The organism is Blastococcus sp. CT_GayMR20, from assembly GCF_004570345.1.
This window is the reverse complement of sequence record NZ_SPQM01000047.1, coordinates 18,459-33,288: the sequence shown is the minus strand read 5'-3', so window position 1 is coordinate 33,288 and position 14,830 is coordinate 18,459. Positions and strand designations below refer to the sequence as shown.

20 protein-coding genes are annotated in these 14,830 nt (G+C 72.1%); 13 read left to right on the top strand and 7 right to left on the bottom strand.

The genetic code is table 11. From position 1 onward, the window contains the following. The 3 genes from E4P40_RS12865 to E4P40_RS12855 form a co-directional block, all read right to left on the bottom strand. Positions 1-864: alpha/beta hydrolase (locus E4P40_RS12865; RefSeq protein WP_167762218.1), on the bottom strand; the 864-nt coding region annotated here is incomplete at its 3' end. A 182-nt stretch (positions 865-1,046) separates the two neighbouring features. Next, complete coding sequence (locus tag E4P40_RS12860; RefSeq protein WP_135158978.1) at positions 1,047-1,499, bottom strand: hypothetical protein; 453 nt, start codon at positions 1,497-1,499, stop codon at positions 1,047-1,049. A 93-nt stretch (positions 1,500-1,592) separates the two neighbouring features. Beyond that, on the bottom strand, positions 1,593-2,072 hold the full coding sequence (locus E4P40_RS12855; protein WP_135158977.1) for a heme-degrading domain-containing protein: 480 nt from the start codon (positions 2,070-2,072) through the stop codon (positions 1,593-1,595). A 240-nt stretch (positions 2,073-2,312) separates the two neighbouring features. On the opposite strand from E4P40_RS12855, the gene E4P40_RS12850 reads away from it, so the two are divergent. The 4 genes from E4P40_RS12850 to E4P40_RS12835 all read left to right on the top strand — a co-directional run bounded on the left by E4P40_RS12850 (position 2,313) and on the right by E4P40_RS12835 (position 5,231). Beyond that, entirely contained in the window at positions 2,313-3,638 is a 1,326-nt protein-coding gene (locus tag E4P40_RS12850) for a S8 family serine peptidase (protein ID WP_245160304.1), read from the top strand. A 27-nt stretch (positions 3,639-3,665) separates the two neighbouring features. Next, the gene (locus E4P40_RS12845) at positions 3,666-3,899 is read left to right on the top strand and encodes a ketohydroxyglutarate aldolase (protein WP_135158976.1); all 234 of its coding nucleotides are present in this window, start codon (positions 3,666-3,668) and stop codon (positions 3,897-3,899) included. A 31-nt stretch (positions 3,900-3,930) separates the two neighbouring features. Beyond that, entirely contained in the window at positions 3,931-4,479 is a 549-nt protein-coding gene (locus tag E4P40_RS12840; protein ID WP_135158975.1) for a dihydrofolate reductase family protein, read from the top strand. A gap of 128 nt (positions 4,480-4,607) precedes the next feature. After that, complete coding sequence (locus E4P40_RS12835; RefSeq protein WP_135158974.1) at positions 4,608-5,231, top strand: LysE family translocator; 624 nt, start codon at positions 4,608-4,610, stop codon at positions 5,229-5,231. Here the strand turns inward: E4P40_RS12835 and E4P40_RS12830 are convergent. Further along, positions 5,188-5,523 (bottom strand): hypothetical protein, encoded by a 336-nt coding sequence (locus E4P40_RS12830; protein WP_135158973.1) that lies wholly within the window; start codon positions 5,521-5,523, stop codon positions 5,188-5,190. The two genes, E4P40_RS12835 and E4P40_RS12830, sit on opposite strands and share 44 nt — an antisense overlap. Before the next feature lie 156 nt (positions 5,524-5,679). Between E4P40_RS12830 and E4P40_RS12825 the strand changes: the two genes are divergently transcribed. The 9 genes from E4P40_RS12825 (at position 5,680) to E4P40_RS12785 (ending at position 12,802) form a co-directional block, all read left to right on the top strand. Further along, on the top strand, positions 5,680-6,828 hold the full coding sequence (locus E4P40_RS12825; protein ID WP_135158972.1) for a zinc-dependent alcohol dehydrogenase: 1,149 nt from the start codon (positions 5,680-5,682) through the stop codon (positions 6,826-6,828). A 13-nt stretch (positions 6,829-6,841) separates the two neighbouring features. Then, positions 6,842-7,438 carry a hypothetical protein gene (locus tag E4P40_RS12820; protein ID WP_135158971.1) on the top strand — a complete coding sequence of 199 codons (597 nt, stop codon included), beginning with the start codon at positions 6,842-6,844 and terminating at the stop codon, positions 7,436-7,438. Between the two features lie 94 nt (positions 7,439-7,532). Then, positions 7,533-8,063, top strand: a complete 531-nt coding sequence (locus E4P40_RS12815) for a DoxX family protein (protein ID WP_167762217.1) — start codon at positions 7,533-7,535, stop codon at positions 8,061-8,063. A gap of 161 nt (positions 8,064-8,224) precedes the next feature. Then, on the top strand, positions 8,225-9,667 hold the full coding sequence (locus tag E4P40_RS12810) for a GGDEF domain-containing protein (RefSeq protein WP_135158969.1): 1,443 nt from the start codon (positions 8,225-8,227) through the stop codon (positions 9,665-9,667). Positions 9,668-9,762: 95 nt separating this feature from the next. Beyond that, the gene (locus E4P40_RS12805; RefSeq protein WP_135158968.1) at positions 9,763-10,758 is read left to right on the top strand and encodes an ATP-binding cassette domain-containing protein; all 996 of its coding nucleotides are present in this window, start codon (positions 9,763-9,765) and stop codon (positions 10,756-10,758) included. Beyond that, positions 10,755-11,591: an ABC transporter permease gene (locus E4P40_RS12800; RefSeq protein WP_135158967.1), complete on the top strand. Its 837-nt coding sequence runs from the start codon at positions 10,755-10,757 to the stop codon at positions 11,589-11,591. The genes E4P40_RS12805 and E4P40_RS12800 overlap by 4 nt, the downstream gene beginning before the upstream one ends. Before the next feature lie 5 nt (positions 11,592-11,596). Further along, positions 11,597-11,989, top strand: coding sequence for a nuclear transport factor 2 family protein (locus tag E4P40_RS12795; RefSeq protein WP_135158980.1), 393 nt, complete (start codon positions 11,597-11,599; stop codon positions 11,987-11,989). 11 nt (positions 11,990-12,000) lie between these two features. Next, a complete protein-coding gene (locus E4P40_RS12790) occupies positions 12,001-12,444 on the top strand; it encodes a hypothetical protein (protein ID WP_135158966.1) in 444 nt (147 codons plus the stop codon). A 37-nt stretch (positions 12,445-12,481) separates the two neighbouring features. Further along, on the top strand, positions 12,482-12,802 hold the full coding sequence (locus E4P40_RS12785; RefSeq protein WP_135158965.1) for an EthD family reductase: 321 nt from the start codon (positions 12,482-12,484) through the stop codon (positions 12,800-12,802). Positions 12,803-12,806: 4 nt separating this feature from the next. Here the strand turns inward: E4P40_RS12785 and E4P40_RS12780 are convergent, their stop codons facing one another. From E4P40_RS12780 to paaD, 3 genes are read right to left on the bottom strand one after another with little or no spacing between them, the layout of a single operon-like run. Next, positions 12,807-13,220: a thioesterase family protein gene (locus E4P40_RS12780; protein ID WP_135158964.1), complete on the bottom strand. Its 414-nt coding sequence runs from the start codon at positions 13,218-13,220 to the stop codon at positions 12,807-12,809. 7 nt (positions 13,221-13,227) lie between these two features. Next, positions 13,228-14,304: a 1,2-phenylacetyl-CoA epoxidase subunit PaaE gene (gene paaE / locus E4P40_RS12775; RefSeq protein WP_135158963.1), complete on the bottom strand. Its 1,077-nt coding sequence runs from the start codon at positions 14,302-14,304 to the stop codon at positions 13,228-13,230. Beyond that, positions 14,305-14,781 (bottom strand): 1,2-phenylacetyl-CoA epoxidase subunit PaaD, encoded by a 477-nt coding sequence (gene paaD, locus E4P40_RS12770; RefSeq protein ID WP_209305292.1) that lies wholly within the window; start codon positions 14,779-14,781, stop codon positions 14,305-14,307. Positions 14,782-14,830: the final 49 nt, after the last annotated feature.

Here is a 14,830-nt window from a genome sequence, read left to right as displayed (position 1 = left end):
GCCGGCGAAGCTCTTTTCCTCGTACTCGACGTGAAGCTGGCCGTACCAATGGAGGAAGTGCCGCAGGTTTCGGCTCCGGCTGAACGGGAGGGCGAAGTCGATGGCGCTGAAGAAGCCGTAGCTGGGAGCGAAAACTGCGGGTGCAGGCCCCGGTCCTGCGGTGAGTCCGTCGGAGAGCTGGCCCACCCATCCGGCGTAGCTCCGGGTCCGTATTCCGTGCAGGATCATGAAGGCAGGCCCGGGTAGGGGGTCTCGCGCGGCGAGGCGACCGCTGTCGAACGATCCGAAGAGAGCACACCACAGCAGCCCGAACCGCTCGCCCACATCGGTGGCCGAGTCGAGATCGGCCAGGTCGCCATGCCTGGCGCCGGGTACCTCCATCTGGGTCGCGCCGTGCATGTACACGATGTCGACGCTGTCCTCGGCGAAGACCAGGTCGTCGTGGTCGCCCAGCACCTGGACGACGACGGGCCGGGGCCAGTCGGTCCGGCGGAAGGCGTCGACCCATCGGAGGCGTAGTTCGGTGATGAAGGCCGAACCCTTCTGCAACTGTTCCACGGTCAGGGACCGAACTGCGGCCGCGACCGAGAAGGGAATGCGCAGCCACAGTGGTAGGCGCCGCGAGTCGAAGCCGGCGTTCGGCGCGGCGAGCAGGGTGATCCGGCTGACCTTCGTCGTCCAGGCGTACGGCTTCCTGTCCTCGCCCGACCTCATCCGGTCGGCGTCGAGCAGGAACGCTTGCCGGACGAGCAGCCCTCCCACGCTGTGTCCCACGAGGACGACCCGGTCCACGGGTTCGCCGATGCCGTTGTCGCCGGCCCATGTGCGAATCTGCACGGCCAGCCGGCGGGCGACGTCCTCCATGCGGTCGGTACCCCACGGGACCAGTCCGTGCTCCCACTTCCGCACCTGCCACGTCGGGCCCAGGTCCGCGCGAAGTCGGTCGAGAAAGGCGGAGTTCCGGGGCGATCCCATCCCGGGGACGTAGACGAGGAGGCCGTTCTTCGCGTCGTTGCCGATGTCCTCCGTGGTGGAGGGATCGGCGGTCACGAGAAATCCAGATCGTCGGCGCTCACCCATTCATGTGCGTTCGCCTTGATGACGAGGAACTTCGGTTTCTCGTCGCCGGCCACCCGTGGGACCTGGATCGCGGCGACAGCCCAGCCGGGCGAGTCGACACCCGTCGTCCGCACCGCGACCAGGCCTGGCGGCATCGCCGTGAGAACCGGCTGCGTGGCAGCGGTGGCCAGGCCCCGGGCTACCGCGTCAGCTGCCGCGACCAGTGCCCATATCGCCCCGCAGCCGAGTACGAACAGCAGCTTCTGAGAGGTGTCCAACGACGCCCACGGGCCAGTGCCGCCAAGTTCGTCGAGCAACAAGAACGTACCGATGAGGCCGACGGCCACCACGCCGAGGCCACGCGTCGTCAGCAGGGTCCCGGACTTGATGACATCCGTGGTGGCGTCTCCCGTGACCGCCTTCTTGATGCTTTCCAGCATGATCCGGCTCCCCCGTTGATGTGACGCAAGGTCATATCAGGTGGGGAGACCGTGCAGGTCCGTTTTCTTCGCGCCGACCCAGAAGGGAGCGGGTTACTCGCCGTGGCGCGCCATGAACGCGCGCAGGGCGCCGACGACCATCCGGTGGTCGTCGATCTGGGGAAGTCCCGACACCACGACCACGCCGACCTGCCCCACCGAGCGGACGAGGACGGGGAAGGCCCCGCCGTGCGCGGCGTACAACGCGGGGTCGAGGCCCAGCGCCTCCTCAAACGTCGTCCCGCGCTCCACGAACGCCTGGCGGACGTGCAGCGAGCTGTGGCCGAAGCGGTTGACCACCCGCGTCTTGCGCTCGATCCACGAGGCGTTGTCCGGCGTCGCCCCGGTCAGTGCGGCGTAGAACAGCCGGGAGTGGTTCCGGCTGATCTCGATGGCGACGGGTGCGGCGGTCGCACGTGCGGCGCTCACGAGGGCGGAGCCCAGCTCCCAGGCGTCGTCGTTGGTGAAGCTGCCGAACTGCAACTCCTCCTCTTCCGCATCGAGATCGGCGAGGGAGTACGGGGACGCGGTCATGGCCCCTTCCTACCGGGACGGCGGGGAGCCTTCCGCCATGGGTAGGTCCGGGCGGTCGCCGACGGTTGACGGTCGGTGACGGAACGCCGCCGCAGGGTGGGGGAGTTCCGGACGGCGGCGCGGCCCCTGGTGCGCTGACCTGCACCGGAACACCCTTCCTCCCGCGAACGCCCGCAGATTGTCGGAGGCACGGGGCACAGTCGCCCTCCCGCAGCCCGGGTTCCGTCTCGAGGGGGAGCAGTGATCGATCCGCGATTCGAAGCAACGGCCGGACCGTCCGACGGGCGGGCGTGGTCCGGTCCGCCACCGGAGACCACCGGCCGCCAGATCGTCGTCTTCGCCCAGGGCGACGACGAGCCGTCCATCAACTGGGAGCACGCCGGCATCTCCAGCGTCGCGGACTCGCGAGACTTCTCCGGGGGAGAGGTCTCGCCGGATGCCCTGCAGGACGCCCAGGCGACGGTCTTCGCCGAACTCGGCATCGCGGTCGTGTCGGCCGACGTCGGACAGATGGGGGCGCTGCAGGCGGCGGTCGCGGAGAGCCGGCCGGTCCTGTCGGTCTCCCCGGAACTGGTGCACCACGTCCTCCACCGGGACGTCGAGGGGTACGCCCAGGCCTACCGGGACGGCGTGAACGATCTCGCCGGCCGCCTCCTCCAGCCCGACGGCTCCGGCACGGCCCAGGTCGCGGCCCCTCCCGGGAGCGCCCTGTTCGCGGACACGCCCCAGGCGACGTGGGGCATCCAGGCGACGAAGGCGTTGTCGACGCCACGGTCCGGGCGCGGGATCAAGGTGGCCGTCCTCGACACCGGGTTCGACCTGGGGCATCCCGACTTCGCCGGCCGGAACGTGACCGCGCAGTCGTTCGTGCAGGGCGAGCAGGCGCAGGACGGCCACGGCCACGGCACCCACTGCATCGGTACCTCGTGCGGACCGCGGACGCCGTCCACCGGCCCCCGCTACGGCGTCGCCTACGAGGCCGACATCTTCGCCGGCAAGGTGCTCAGCAACAGCGGCAGCGGCTCGGACGCCGGGATCCTCGCCGGCATCAACTGGGCGGTGACCAACCGCTGCCCGGTCATCTCCATGTCGCTGGGCGCCAACGTGCAGCAGGCCCACCCGCCGTACTCGGCGGCCGGCGCCCGTGCGCTGCAGCGGGGCTCGCTGATCATCGCCGCGGCCGGCAACAACGCCGATCGCCGCGCGGGGAACTTCGGCTTCGTGGGCGCGCCGGCCAACAGCGTCGAGATCATGGCGGTCGGGGCGCTGGACATGCAGCTGGGCATGGCCTACTTCTCCGCCCGGAGCCTGCCCGCGCGCGGTGGGCAGGTCGACATCGCCGGTCCCGGCTGGCAGGTCTACTCGTCGTGGCCGATGCCCACCCGCTACCGCACCATCAGCGGGACCAGCATGGCCACTCCCCACGTGGCGGGGCTGGCCGCACTCTGGGCCGAGGCGACCGGCCGCCGGGGCCTGGAGCTCTGGGCGACCCTCTGCACGGAGAGCGAGCGGCTCCTCCAGCCCTCGCTGGACGTCGGCAGCGGGCTCGCGCTGGCTCCCCAGTGAGGCCGGTCCGGGCGTAACGTCCGGGGCATGGTGCAGCTGAGTGTGACCGTCGACGACGGGCACCTGACGGCGATCGACGACGTCGCGCAGGCGCTCCGTGCCCAGGGCATGCAGGTCGACCAGGTGCTGGACGGGCTCGGCATCATCACCGGCTCGGCGCCGGCCGACAGCCGTCCGGCGCTCACCGGTGTCGAGGGTGTGGCCTCGGTGGACGAGCAGCTGACCTACCAGCTCCCGCCGCCGGACAGCGCCGTCCAGTAGTCCGTCCCGGCCGACCACGGGGGAGGTGCGGGTGGCCGGTGTGCTGCTCGACATGGCGATCTCGCTCGACGGGCTGATCTGCGGGCCCGGCGGGGCCGACGGTGGCCTCTACGACTGGTACTTCGATCCCTCCGACGCCAGCCGGCCGGTGGTCGCCGAGCTGGTGGCGACGACCGGGTCGATCGTGATCGGCCGCGGCGCCTACGGCACGGCCGACGACGCCCAGGGCTGGGACGAGACGCCCTACGACGTCCCCCACGTCGTGGTCACCCACCGGCCGCCGCGGCCCGCCCCGGCCGGGCCGGTCGAGTTCGTCTTCGTGACCGAGGGTGTCCGCGAGGCGGTGCAGCGCGCCCGGGACGCGGCCGGCGACCGGTTCGCCACGATCGGCGGCGGCGCGGACATCGCCCGCCAGGCGCTGGCTGCCGGCCTCGTCGACGAGGTGCAGCTGCACGTCGTCCCGGTCCTGCTCGGCGACGGGGTGCCGCTGTTCGAGCGCACCGGGGCGGCCGCACGCCTGGCCCCCATCAGGGTGGTCGACGCCCCGAACGTCACGCACCTGCGCTACCGGGTCGACTGACCGCACGCTCACTCTCCGCAGCGGCTCCGGCCGGGCCCGGCGAGCGCCGCGCCGCCCGGCCGACCTCGACGCATCCGAGCCCCGTCGCTGCTCCTCGTCCCGGCAGGCCCTACGGGACGAGGTGTGCGATGGACGGGCTGCCGGCTTTCCTGGTCCTCACGGTCGTGCTGTCACTGACACCCGGACCGGACGACGTCCTCGTCCTGGGCAGTGCCCTCCGGGGCGGTCCCCGTTCCGGAGCGGCGACCGCCTTCGGGGCGGCGGCGGGCGCACTGACCTGGGGCGCCGCCACTGCCGTCGGACTGGCCGCCGTCGTGTCCCGGTCGGACGCGGCGTACGACACCATCCGGCTCGCCGGTGCCGCGTACCTCGTCGTGCTGGGCGTCGTCCCCGTGGTGACCGGCGCCCTCCGGCGCGCGGCCCCGGTTGCCGTGCCGGCCGGCGGGGGTGCGCCCAGCCTGCGCCCGGCCTTCACCGCCGGGCTGATGAGCGACCTGCTGAACCCGAAGATCGGGCTCTTCTACGTCGCCGTCGTGCCGCAGTTCATCCCGGCGGGACAGTCGCCGCTCGGCTGGTCACTGCTGCTCTGCGCCATCGACGTCGCCGTGGCACTGGCCTGGCTGCTCACCCTGACCTGGATGGCGCACGCCGCCGTCCGCTGGCTGCAGCGGCCGGTCGTCGTCCGCTGGTCGCAGGCCTGCTTCTCGGTCAGCCTCGTCGTCCTCGGCGGTTCGGTCGCCCTCGGGACGTGACGGCGAGGGCGAGCAGGGTGAGCAGGCCGGCGGCGCCTGCCCGGCGGTGGCGGGAGGCGAGGACCCCGCCGTAGGACCGGTCGGAGAGGACCGACCCCATCGAGAGCCAGGACAGCGCCGACCCGATCGACAGCGCGGAGCCGACCGAGAGGACGGAGGCGAACGAGCCGACGCTGCCGACCGACAGCGCCGAGCCGACGCTGCCGATGGACAGGGCCGAGCCCTGGCACCCGATGCAGAGGACCGACTCGGTCGACCAGAGCGACAGCACGGAGTTGCGCGAGGCGGTCATCGCCGCATCGTCGTCCCGCGGTCGCTGACGTGCCAGACATCGGCGGTCGAGTGGCCGATCTCGACGCGGAGAGAGAGAGTCGGGGGGCGGCGTCTCGAAGCAGCCCGGACGCGACGACTTCCGCCGGTCCGGCGGCATGCTTCTCGAGGAGTGCCCATGCGGGCGATGGTCTACCGAGGGCCGTACAAGGTCAGGGTCGAGGAGAAGGACATCCCGGCCATCGAACATCCCAACGACGCGATCGTGCGGGTCACCCTTGCCGCCATCTGCGGCTCCGACCTGCACCTCTACCACGGCATGATGCCGGACACCCGGATCGGTCACACGTTCGGCCACGAGTTCATCGGCGTGGTGGACCAGGTCGGCTCATCGGTGCAGAACCTGCAGGTGGGCGATCGGGTGATGGTGCCGTTCAACATCTTCTGCGGGTCCTGCTGGTACTGCGCCCGCGGCCTCTACTCCAACTGCCACAACGTCAACCCCAACGCGACGGCGGTCGGCGGCATCTACGGGTACTCGCACACGACCGGCGGGTACGACGGCGCTCAGGCCGAGTACGTCCGGGTGCCGTTCGCCGACGTCGGGCCGGCCAAGATCCCCGACTGGATGCACGACGAGGACGCCGTCCTGCTGACCGACGCCACGGCCACGGGCTACTTCGGGGCGCAACTGGGCGACATCGCGGAGGGCGACACCGTCGTGGTCTTCGGTGCCGGGCCGGTCGGGCTGGTCGCCGCCCAGTCGTCGTGGCTCATGGGGGCCGGGCGGGTGATCGTCATCGACCACCTGGACCACCGGCTGGAGAAGGCGCGCACCTTCGCGCACGCCGAGACGATGAACTTCACGGAGTACGACGACGTCGTCGTGGAACTGAAGCGGACGACGGACTTCCTCGGGGCCGACGTCGCCATCGACTGTGTCGGCGCCGAAGCCGACGGCAACCTGCTGCAGCACGTGACCTCGGCGAAGCTCAAGCTGCAGGGCGGCTCACCGGTCGCGCTGAACTGGGCCATCGACAGCGTCCGCAAGGGCGCCACCATCTCCGTGATGGGTGCCTACGGGCCGATCTTCAGCGCCGTCAAGTTCGGCGACGCCATGAACAAGGGGCTGACGCTGCGGATGAACCAGGCGCCGGTCAAGCGGCAGTGGCCGCGGCTGTTCGAGCACGTCAAGAACGGATTCATCACCCCGCGCGACATGGTGACCCACCGGTTCCCGCTGGAGCACATCGCCGACGGGTACCACGCCTTCTCCGCGAAGCTCGACGGCATCATCAAGCCGCTCGTCGTGCCGAGCGCGGCCTGAGGGGGAACCGACCATGACCGACGCCCGCATCCCCACCGCCTACACGCCCGACGACCGGAAGCCGCGCGAGACCGCCGAGCAGCTGCGCGCGCGCATCCCGGGCTGGGGCGCGGACCTGGACCCGAACGACAGGCCGTCGTACCCGAAGCTGCGCTTCCAGGAGGACCTCAGCGGCGCCCACTGGCAGTTCCCGGAGCGCCAGCCTGAGAAGTGGCCCCGCGAGCGGTCCATCGAGCACGCGTTCGTGACGCCCGTCTTCGGCACCGCCCAGCCGCCGAAGGGCCTCTCAGGGGTGATCCGCCGCTACTCCTACGCGAAGTACAGCGAGGGCCGCGCGGCGCACTGGTTGCTGCTGATCCTGGCCGACCGGGTCGACGCCTGGGAGCACCATCTGGCGTCGTTCGCCACGGCGCGCCCGGACAACCCGATCACCGAGACCGGTGTGCGGAGCGAGTTCACCCATTCCGGCTTCTCGTCGCGTGTCGGACAGAAGCGGACCGACCTCACCCACCAGTGGCTCGATCCCGTCATCGTCGCCGGCCCGTGGGTGGCCAGTGCCTGGGGGACCTTCCGGGGGGTGCGCGGGCTGGTGCGGGCCGTCCGCAGCTGAATTCTCCTACCGGGCGTATCCCGGGCCCGGCTCGTCTCTCCTTCCATCGACGGTCGCACACCTGGTGCGGCCCCCCGATCGAGAGGAGATGACCATGGTCGAGATGCCCCAGTCGACGGCCCTGATGACGCGACCCACGGCGGTGCAGGACGCCCCTGTCCCCGTGCCGGCCAGGCGGCTGCCCGGCGCGGCCGTGGTGGACCGCGCCGTCGAGATCAACCAGCGCGTCGCCCCGACGCTGCTCCGACTGGCGCTGGCGGCGGTGTTCGTCTGGTTCGGCGCGCTGAAGATCGCCGGCGTGAGCCCGGTGCACGAGCTGATCGCGCAGACACTGCCGTTCGTCGACGCGGACCTCGCCGTCCCTGCCCTGGGCGCCGTCGAGGTCCTCGTCGGCCTGGTGCTGGCGATCGGCGTGCTGCCCCGGATCACGCTGCTGGTCCTCGCCGGTCACCTCGCCGGCACCTTCCTGACCTTCGTCACGGCGTCGGAGCTGATGTGGGGCTCGAACTTCCTCGAGCTGACCGCGGACGGCGAGTTCGTCGTGAAGAACCTGGTCTTCATCAGCGCCGCCCTGGTCCTCATCGGCATCTACAGCCGGCCCGCCGGGACGCGCGCCCGCGCCTGATCCACCTCCGCCACCCGGCGCCGAGGCTCCCTCCGGGCCTCGGCGCCGGTCGCCGTCCACCGCCTCGCCGGGGTTGCGGTACCGGTCGGGCCGGTAACCACTAATCTCCGGGTCGACCAGCCGGTCGACAGAACGGTCCCAGCCGAGGAAGCAGGAGCCGAGTGCAGGGTCGGGCGCGCCGCTTCGTGCAGGCGCTGGCGCTCCTGGCCCTGGTGGCCCTCGTCGTCATGGCCGTCCGCTCGGGCGGCGTCCTGAGACAGGAGCCCCTCGACGTCGCAGTGGTCACGGCGGCCGTCGTCCTGCTGCTGTTCTCGCCGATGACCGTGGGCCGACGGTCGCACGCGGCGCACATGACGTTCGGCGAGACCGCGGCCGTGCTGGCGTTCACCGTTCTCCCGCCCGCCGCGGCCGCGCTGGTCTGCAGTGCGGCCGCCCTCGGTCTCGTGCTGTCCCTGTCGACGAGCGGGATCAACCGGGTCTTCAACGCGGTCTCGTCGGTCACCGCCGCCGCCGCCGGGGGAGCGGCGGCGGCCGCGCTGCAGGCCCGCGGACTGCCCACGCTGGCTGCGGCTGCGGCTGCGGCGGTCGTGTTCGGCACGGTGAGCCACGGTCAGGTGGTCGTCGTGCTGAGCCTGGATCGGGGTCGGCTTCTCCCCGGCTTCGGAAGGGGGCTCCGCCAGCTCGCCCTGGTCGAGCTGGCCGGCACGGCGCTGGGCGTCGTCCTCGCGCCGCTGTTCCTGTCCGACGGGGTCGGCGGCTGGCGGCTGCTGCCGCTCCTGCTCGTCCTGAGCATCCTGAGCCGGCGCCAGGCCCGGCTCGCCGCGGAGCGGGACCTGCTGGACGACCTCGCCGAGGCCACCCGGGACCTGCACCTGTCGCTGCGGCCCGACGAGGTGATCGAGACCCTGCATGCCCACGCCACCCGGCTGCTGCCGCGGAGCGGGGTGACCCTGCAGGAGGGAGCGCCGGGTGCGCAGCAGGTCGGCGTGCCGGTCGGGGACGACGGGCTGTGGCTGGTCGCGCGCAGCGACGTCGCCCAGGTCGGGGTCCCGGCCGAGCAGCGGGTGCTCGACGGCCTGTCGACGGCCGCCCGCCGTGCCCTGGACAACGCCCGGCTGCACCGGCAGGTGGAGGAGCAGGCGCGGACCGACGCGCTGACCGGACTGCCCAACCGGCTCGCGCTCGTCCAGCGTCTCGACCAGGAGCTGGCACGGGTGCGCCGGCAGGGCGGGCACGTGGGCCTGGCGTTCCTGGACCTCGACGGGTTCAAGCGGGTCAACGACGAGCAGGGGCACGAGGCGGGCGACGCCCTGCTCGTCGAGCTGGCCCGGCACCTGCGCGCGGCGACGCGGACCGAGGACCTCGTGGCCCGCCTGGCCGGCGACGAGTTCTGCGTCGTCCTGGTCGGGGTGGCCGACCGCGAGCAGTGCGCGCAGGTCGCCGAGGAGCTCCGCGCGACGCTCGAGCGCGACCTGGGGACGACGGGGATCGGGGTGAGCCTCGGCGTGGCCCTCGGCCCGGACGACGGTGCGGACTCCGCGACCCTGCTGCACGCGGCGGACCTGGGGATGTACGCCGACAAGACCGGCCGCCCCCGGACCTGACCGCCGGGGGCGAAAGTCGCTGGCGCCCGATCAGTTTCCGGCCCACAGTGCGTCTCAACATCGGAGGACGCAGCCGGCGGACGGGCGGGAGACCGATGACGACTGGGGCACCACTCGCGATCGAGGCGACGGGACTCGCCAAGTCCTTCGGGGCGACCCGCGCCGTCGACGGCATCGATCTGGCCGTGCCGGAGGGCGCCATCTACGGCGTCCTCGGGCCCAACGGCGCCGGCAAGACCACGGTGATCCGGATGCTCGCCACCCTGATCCCTCCGGACGGCGGCAGCGCGCGGGTGCTGGGGCACGACATCGTGTCCGACGGCGACGCCGTGCGCAGCGCCGTCAGCCTCACCGGGCAGCTCGCGTCGGTCGACGAGGAGCTGACCGGCCGGGAGAACCTGATCCTGCTCGGCAGGCTCCTCGGGCTCGGCCGGGCCCCGGCGAAGGCGCGGGCCGACGAGCTGCTCGACGCCTTCGGCATCGCCGAGGCATCCGGCCGGCTGGTCAAGCACTATTCCGGTGGCATGCGGCGCCGCCTGGACATCGCGGCGAGCATCGTCGTCACCCCGCGGGTCATGTTCCTGGACGAACCCACGACCGGCCTGGACCCGCGCTCGCGCAACCAGGTGTGGGAGATCGCGCGGGCGCTGGTGGCCGGCGGGACGACGATCCTGCTCTGCACCCAGTACCTCGAGGAGGCCGACCAGCTCGCGGACGGCATCGCCGTGATCGACCGCGGCCGCGTCATCGCCGAGGGGACGCCCGGCCAGCTGAAGGCGTCGGTGGGCACCGGGGCGCTGCACGTCCGGCTCCTCGGGGCCGAGCGCCGCCCGGAGGCAGCGCAGATCCTGCAACGGGCCGTCGGCGCCGTCACCCTCGAGCCCGATCCGGCCGCCCTGTCGTCGGCCTGCGCGGATCCGGAGCGCGCGGCCACCGGCGTGGGGGAGCTCGCCCGGGCAGGCATCGGCATCGCCGAGTTCTCCCTCGGACAGCCCAGTCTCGACGAGGTCTTCCTGGCGCTGACCGGACACATGGCCGAGGACCAGGTCTCCGGAGACGCAGAGCAGCAGGTCGAGGAGAAGACGTCATGACCACCACCGCCCCGATCAGCGGGACCGCCGACACCGCCGCCGTGCGCCGGGCGATCGCCTCGACGGCACGGCCCCCGCGACCGAGTGCGCTGTCGACCGCGCTGACCTTCGGCTGGCGGGGGATCCTGAAGATCAAGCACGTCCCCGAGCAGCTGATCGACGTGACCATCACACCGGTCATGTTCGTGGTGATGTTCACGTACCTCTTCGGCGGCGCGGTGGCCGGCTCCACCAGCGCCTACCTGCAGTACATCCTCCCGGGCATCCTCGTCATGTCGGTGCTGTTCACGACCGTCTACTCCGGGGTCGCGTTGAACACCGACCTCACGAAGGGCGTCGTCGACCGCTTCCGCTCGCTCCCCATCTGGCGGCCGGCACCCTTGCTCGGGTCGCTCCTCGGCGACAGCGTCCGCTACGTGATCGCCGGCACCGTGATCATCCTCGTGGGGGTCGCCCTCGGCTACCGGCCTGAGGGCGGCGCACCTGGAACGCTGGCCGCGCTGGCCCTGGTCGTCGTCTTCTCGTTCGGGCTCTCGTGGGTGTTCACCGTGGTCGGGCTGGTGCTCCGCTCGCCGACCGCCGTCCTCAACGGGGGGTTCCTGGCCCTGTTCCCGCTGACGTTCCTGTCCAACATCTTCGTCCCGCCGAGCACGCTGCCCGGTCCGCTCGAGGCGTTCGTCGAGGTCAACCCGATCTCCATCCTCGCCACGGCGTCGCGGTCGCTGATGGAGGGTTCCCCGGACACCGAGGCGATCGTCATCTCGCTGGTCGTGGCCGCCGTCCTCGCGCTGGTCTTCCTGCCGATCACCACGCGCCTGTACAGGAGCCGGTGAGGCAGGTGGACGACGAGAGCGAGATCCGGGGCCTGATCGAGGGGTGGGCGCGGGCTGTGCACGCGGGCGACCTGGCCACCGTGCTCGACCGGCACGCGGCGGACATCGTCATGTTCGACGTGCCGCCGCCGCAGGAAGGCGTCCGTGGCATCGACGCCTATCGGGAGACCTGGCCGCCCTTCTTCGAGTGGCAGCGGCAGGGGGCGGTGTTCGACATCGAGTCGCTGGACGTCACCGCCGGCGCGGACGTCGCCTTCGCGCACGCCCTGCTCCGGTGCGGGACCGACGCGGAGTTCGCGCAAGTGCCCGAGCGCCGGCTCCGGCTCACCGTCGGGCTGCGCAAGGACGGCGACCGGTGGACCGTCACCCACGAGCACCACTCGTTCGCCCTGTCCTGAAGGGGGACCTGATGCCGGACGACGCATCCGCACTCGAGCCGCTGGTCGGCACCTGGGACGTCGAGGCGGCCTCGCCGCGGGGCGACTGGTCCGGCACCGGGCGGACGACGTTCGAGTGGCTGCTGGGCCGCTCCTTCGTGCTGCAGCGGGCCGACAACGACCACCCCGCCGCCCCGAGCGTGCACGCGATCTTCGCCCCGGCCGCCGACGGGACCGGCTGGACGCAGCACTACTTCGACTCCCGCGGGGTGGTGCGGACGTACGAGATGACGTTCGACGGGCGGGAGTGGACGCTGCTCCGCCGGACCGCGGACTTCAGCCCGCTGGACTTCTCCCAGCGCTACGTCGGCACGTTCAGCGCGGACGGCGACACGATCGACGGGCGGTGGGAGATGTCCGACGACGGCGGGGAGTGGCGCACCGACTTCCACCTCACGTACCGCCGCGCGCGCTGACTCCCGCGGGGAGCCGGCGTCCGGTAGTTCTGTACGCATGACCGTGAGCTACTTCGCCCTGTACCGCACGCCCGAGGACCCCGCCGACTTCGAGAGCCACTACTTCGGCACCCACGTGCCGCTGGTCGCCAAGACCCCGGGCCTCGTCGACAACCGGGTGCACCGGGTGACCCGGCAGTACGTGGGCGGGCCCGGCTACCACCTGCTGGCGGAGCTGGTCTTCGAGTCGCCCGAGGCCATGAAGGCCGGGATGCGGTCGCCGGAGTGGAAGGCGTCGGGAGAGGACCTCGCGTCCTGGGGCGCCATGGAGCTGGTGACCATGTTCGCCGCGGAGCCCGTCGCGACCGACGCGGGCTGACCGGTCAGCGCCCCCTGCTCCGGCGGGCCTCCTCGCCGGTCCGGGCCTCGATGACGCGGGCGGGCAGGACGGCCTGGACGGTCGTGCCCCGCCCGACGTCGCGTCCGTAGGAGTCGGTGGCGCGGCACTCGACGGTCAGCCGGCCGTCGCGGACGTCGACGAAGGTGGCGGTCACACGGAGGGTGTCGCCGACCCAGCTCGGCGCGAGGTGTTCGACCGACACCGCGGTGCCGATGGCGCCCTCGCCGTCCTCGAGGTGGGGGAGCAGCAGCGTGCGGCCGGCCTCCTCGAAGTGCTTTGCCATCGTGTAGGTCGCGTAGACCGGGTGGACACGGCCCAGCTCGTCGAAGTCGACGGTGTGGGCCTCGGTCACGACGACGTCGAGGACGGCGGTGGCGCCGACCGGGATGGGCAGCACGGGCGGGTCAGGAGTCGAAGTCGACGGTGACGGCGTCCGACAGCGGCAGCGTCTGGCAGGTCAGCACGTAGCCCGCGTCGATCTCCTTCTTCTCGAGCGCGTAGTTGCGCCGCATCTCGACCTCACCCGAGGTCACCCGGGCCCGGCAGGTGCCGCAGACCCCGCCCTTGCACGCGAACGGCAGGTCGCTGCGCACCTTCTGGGCGGAGTCGAGCACGGGCTCGTCGCGGGGGAGGGCGAGCGTCGTCGTCCGCCCGTCGAGGACGACGGTCACCTGGCTGCTCGGCCCGGTGACGGTCTCCTCGTCGCCGCGGACCGGCTGCGGCGGGACGTCGTCGACGTAGAAGAGCTCCTGGTGCACCTTCTCCTCGGGGACGCCCAGCTCGGTCAGCAGGGCGCGGGCGTCCTCGACCATCCCGTGCGGGCCGCACAGCCACCAGTGGTCGACGTGCTCGGCGTCGACCAGGTTCGCCACGAGCGCGCGCAGCCGGTCTCCGTCCAGCCGCCCGCTCGTGATCTCGGCGTCGCGCGGTTCGCGGGAGAGCACGTGCACCAGCTGGAGCCGCGGCCCGTAGCGGTCCTTCAGGTCGGCGAGCTCGTCGGCGAACATCACGGTGTTCGTGCGCCGGTTGCCGTAGAAGACGGTGACCGTCGACGTCCCGTCCCGGAGGACGGTGCCGGCCAGCGAGATCGCCGGGGTGATGCCGGAGCCGGCGACGACGAAGACGTGGTCGGCGGGGGCGTCCAGGTCGGCGGTGAAGGTGCCCGAGGGCGGCAGCACCTCGATGCGGTCGCCGGGCTGCACCTGGTGCACGAGGTAGGCGGAGAAGAAGCCGCCGGGCACCTCGCGAACGCCGACCCGGGGCGGCGAACCTGCGGGCGCGCAGATCGAGTACGACCGGCGCTCGTCGCGGTCGCCGTCGACACGGCGCAGGGTGAGCGCCTGGCCGGGCGTGAAGCGGTAGTCCTCGACCAGGTCGGCGGGGACGTGGAAGGTGACCGCCACCGCGTCGTCGGTGAGCCGGTCGACGCGCGCCACCTCCAGCGCGTGGAACTGCGGTCGCCGGCGGGTACTCGAGGTCACTCAGATCTCCTTCAGGTGCTCGAACGGCTCTCGGCAGCTGCGGCACCGGCGCAGCGCCTTGCACGCCGTGGCGCCGAACTGCGAGAGCTCCTCGGTATCGGCCGAGCCGCAGAGCGGGCAGCTCACAGTCCGCGCGGGTGGGTCGAGCCGCAGCGGCACCGGACCGGGGGAGCGCACCGGGGCATCCCCGGGCGGGGCGATGCCCCCCGCGGCGAGCTTGCGGCGGCCCTCCTCGGTGATCCAGTCGGTGCTCCAGGCGGGGGAGAGGACGGTCCGGACGTCGACGTCCGGGAAGCCGGCGGCGTGCAGGGCGTGCACGAGGTCCGCCCGCATCACGCCCATCGCGGGGCAGCCGGTGTAGGTCGGGGTGATCTCGACGACCACCGTGCCGTCTGCCTCCGTGCGCACGTCGCGGAGGATCCCCAGGTCGGCGAGCGTGACGGTCGGCAGCTCCGGATCGGTGACGGCCGCCGCCACCTCCCAAGAAGTGCCGGAATCGCCATTCCGGTCGCTCGTTTCGCGACCG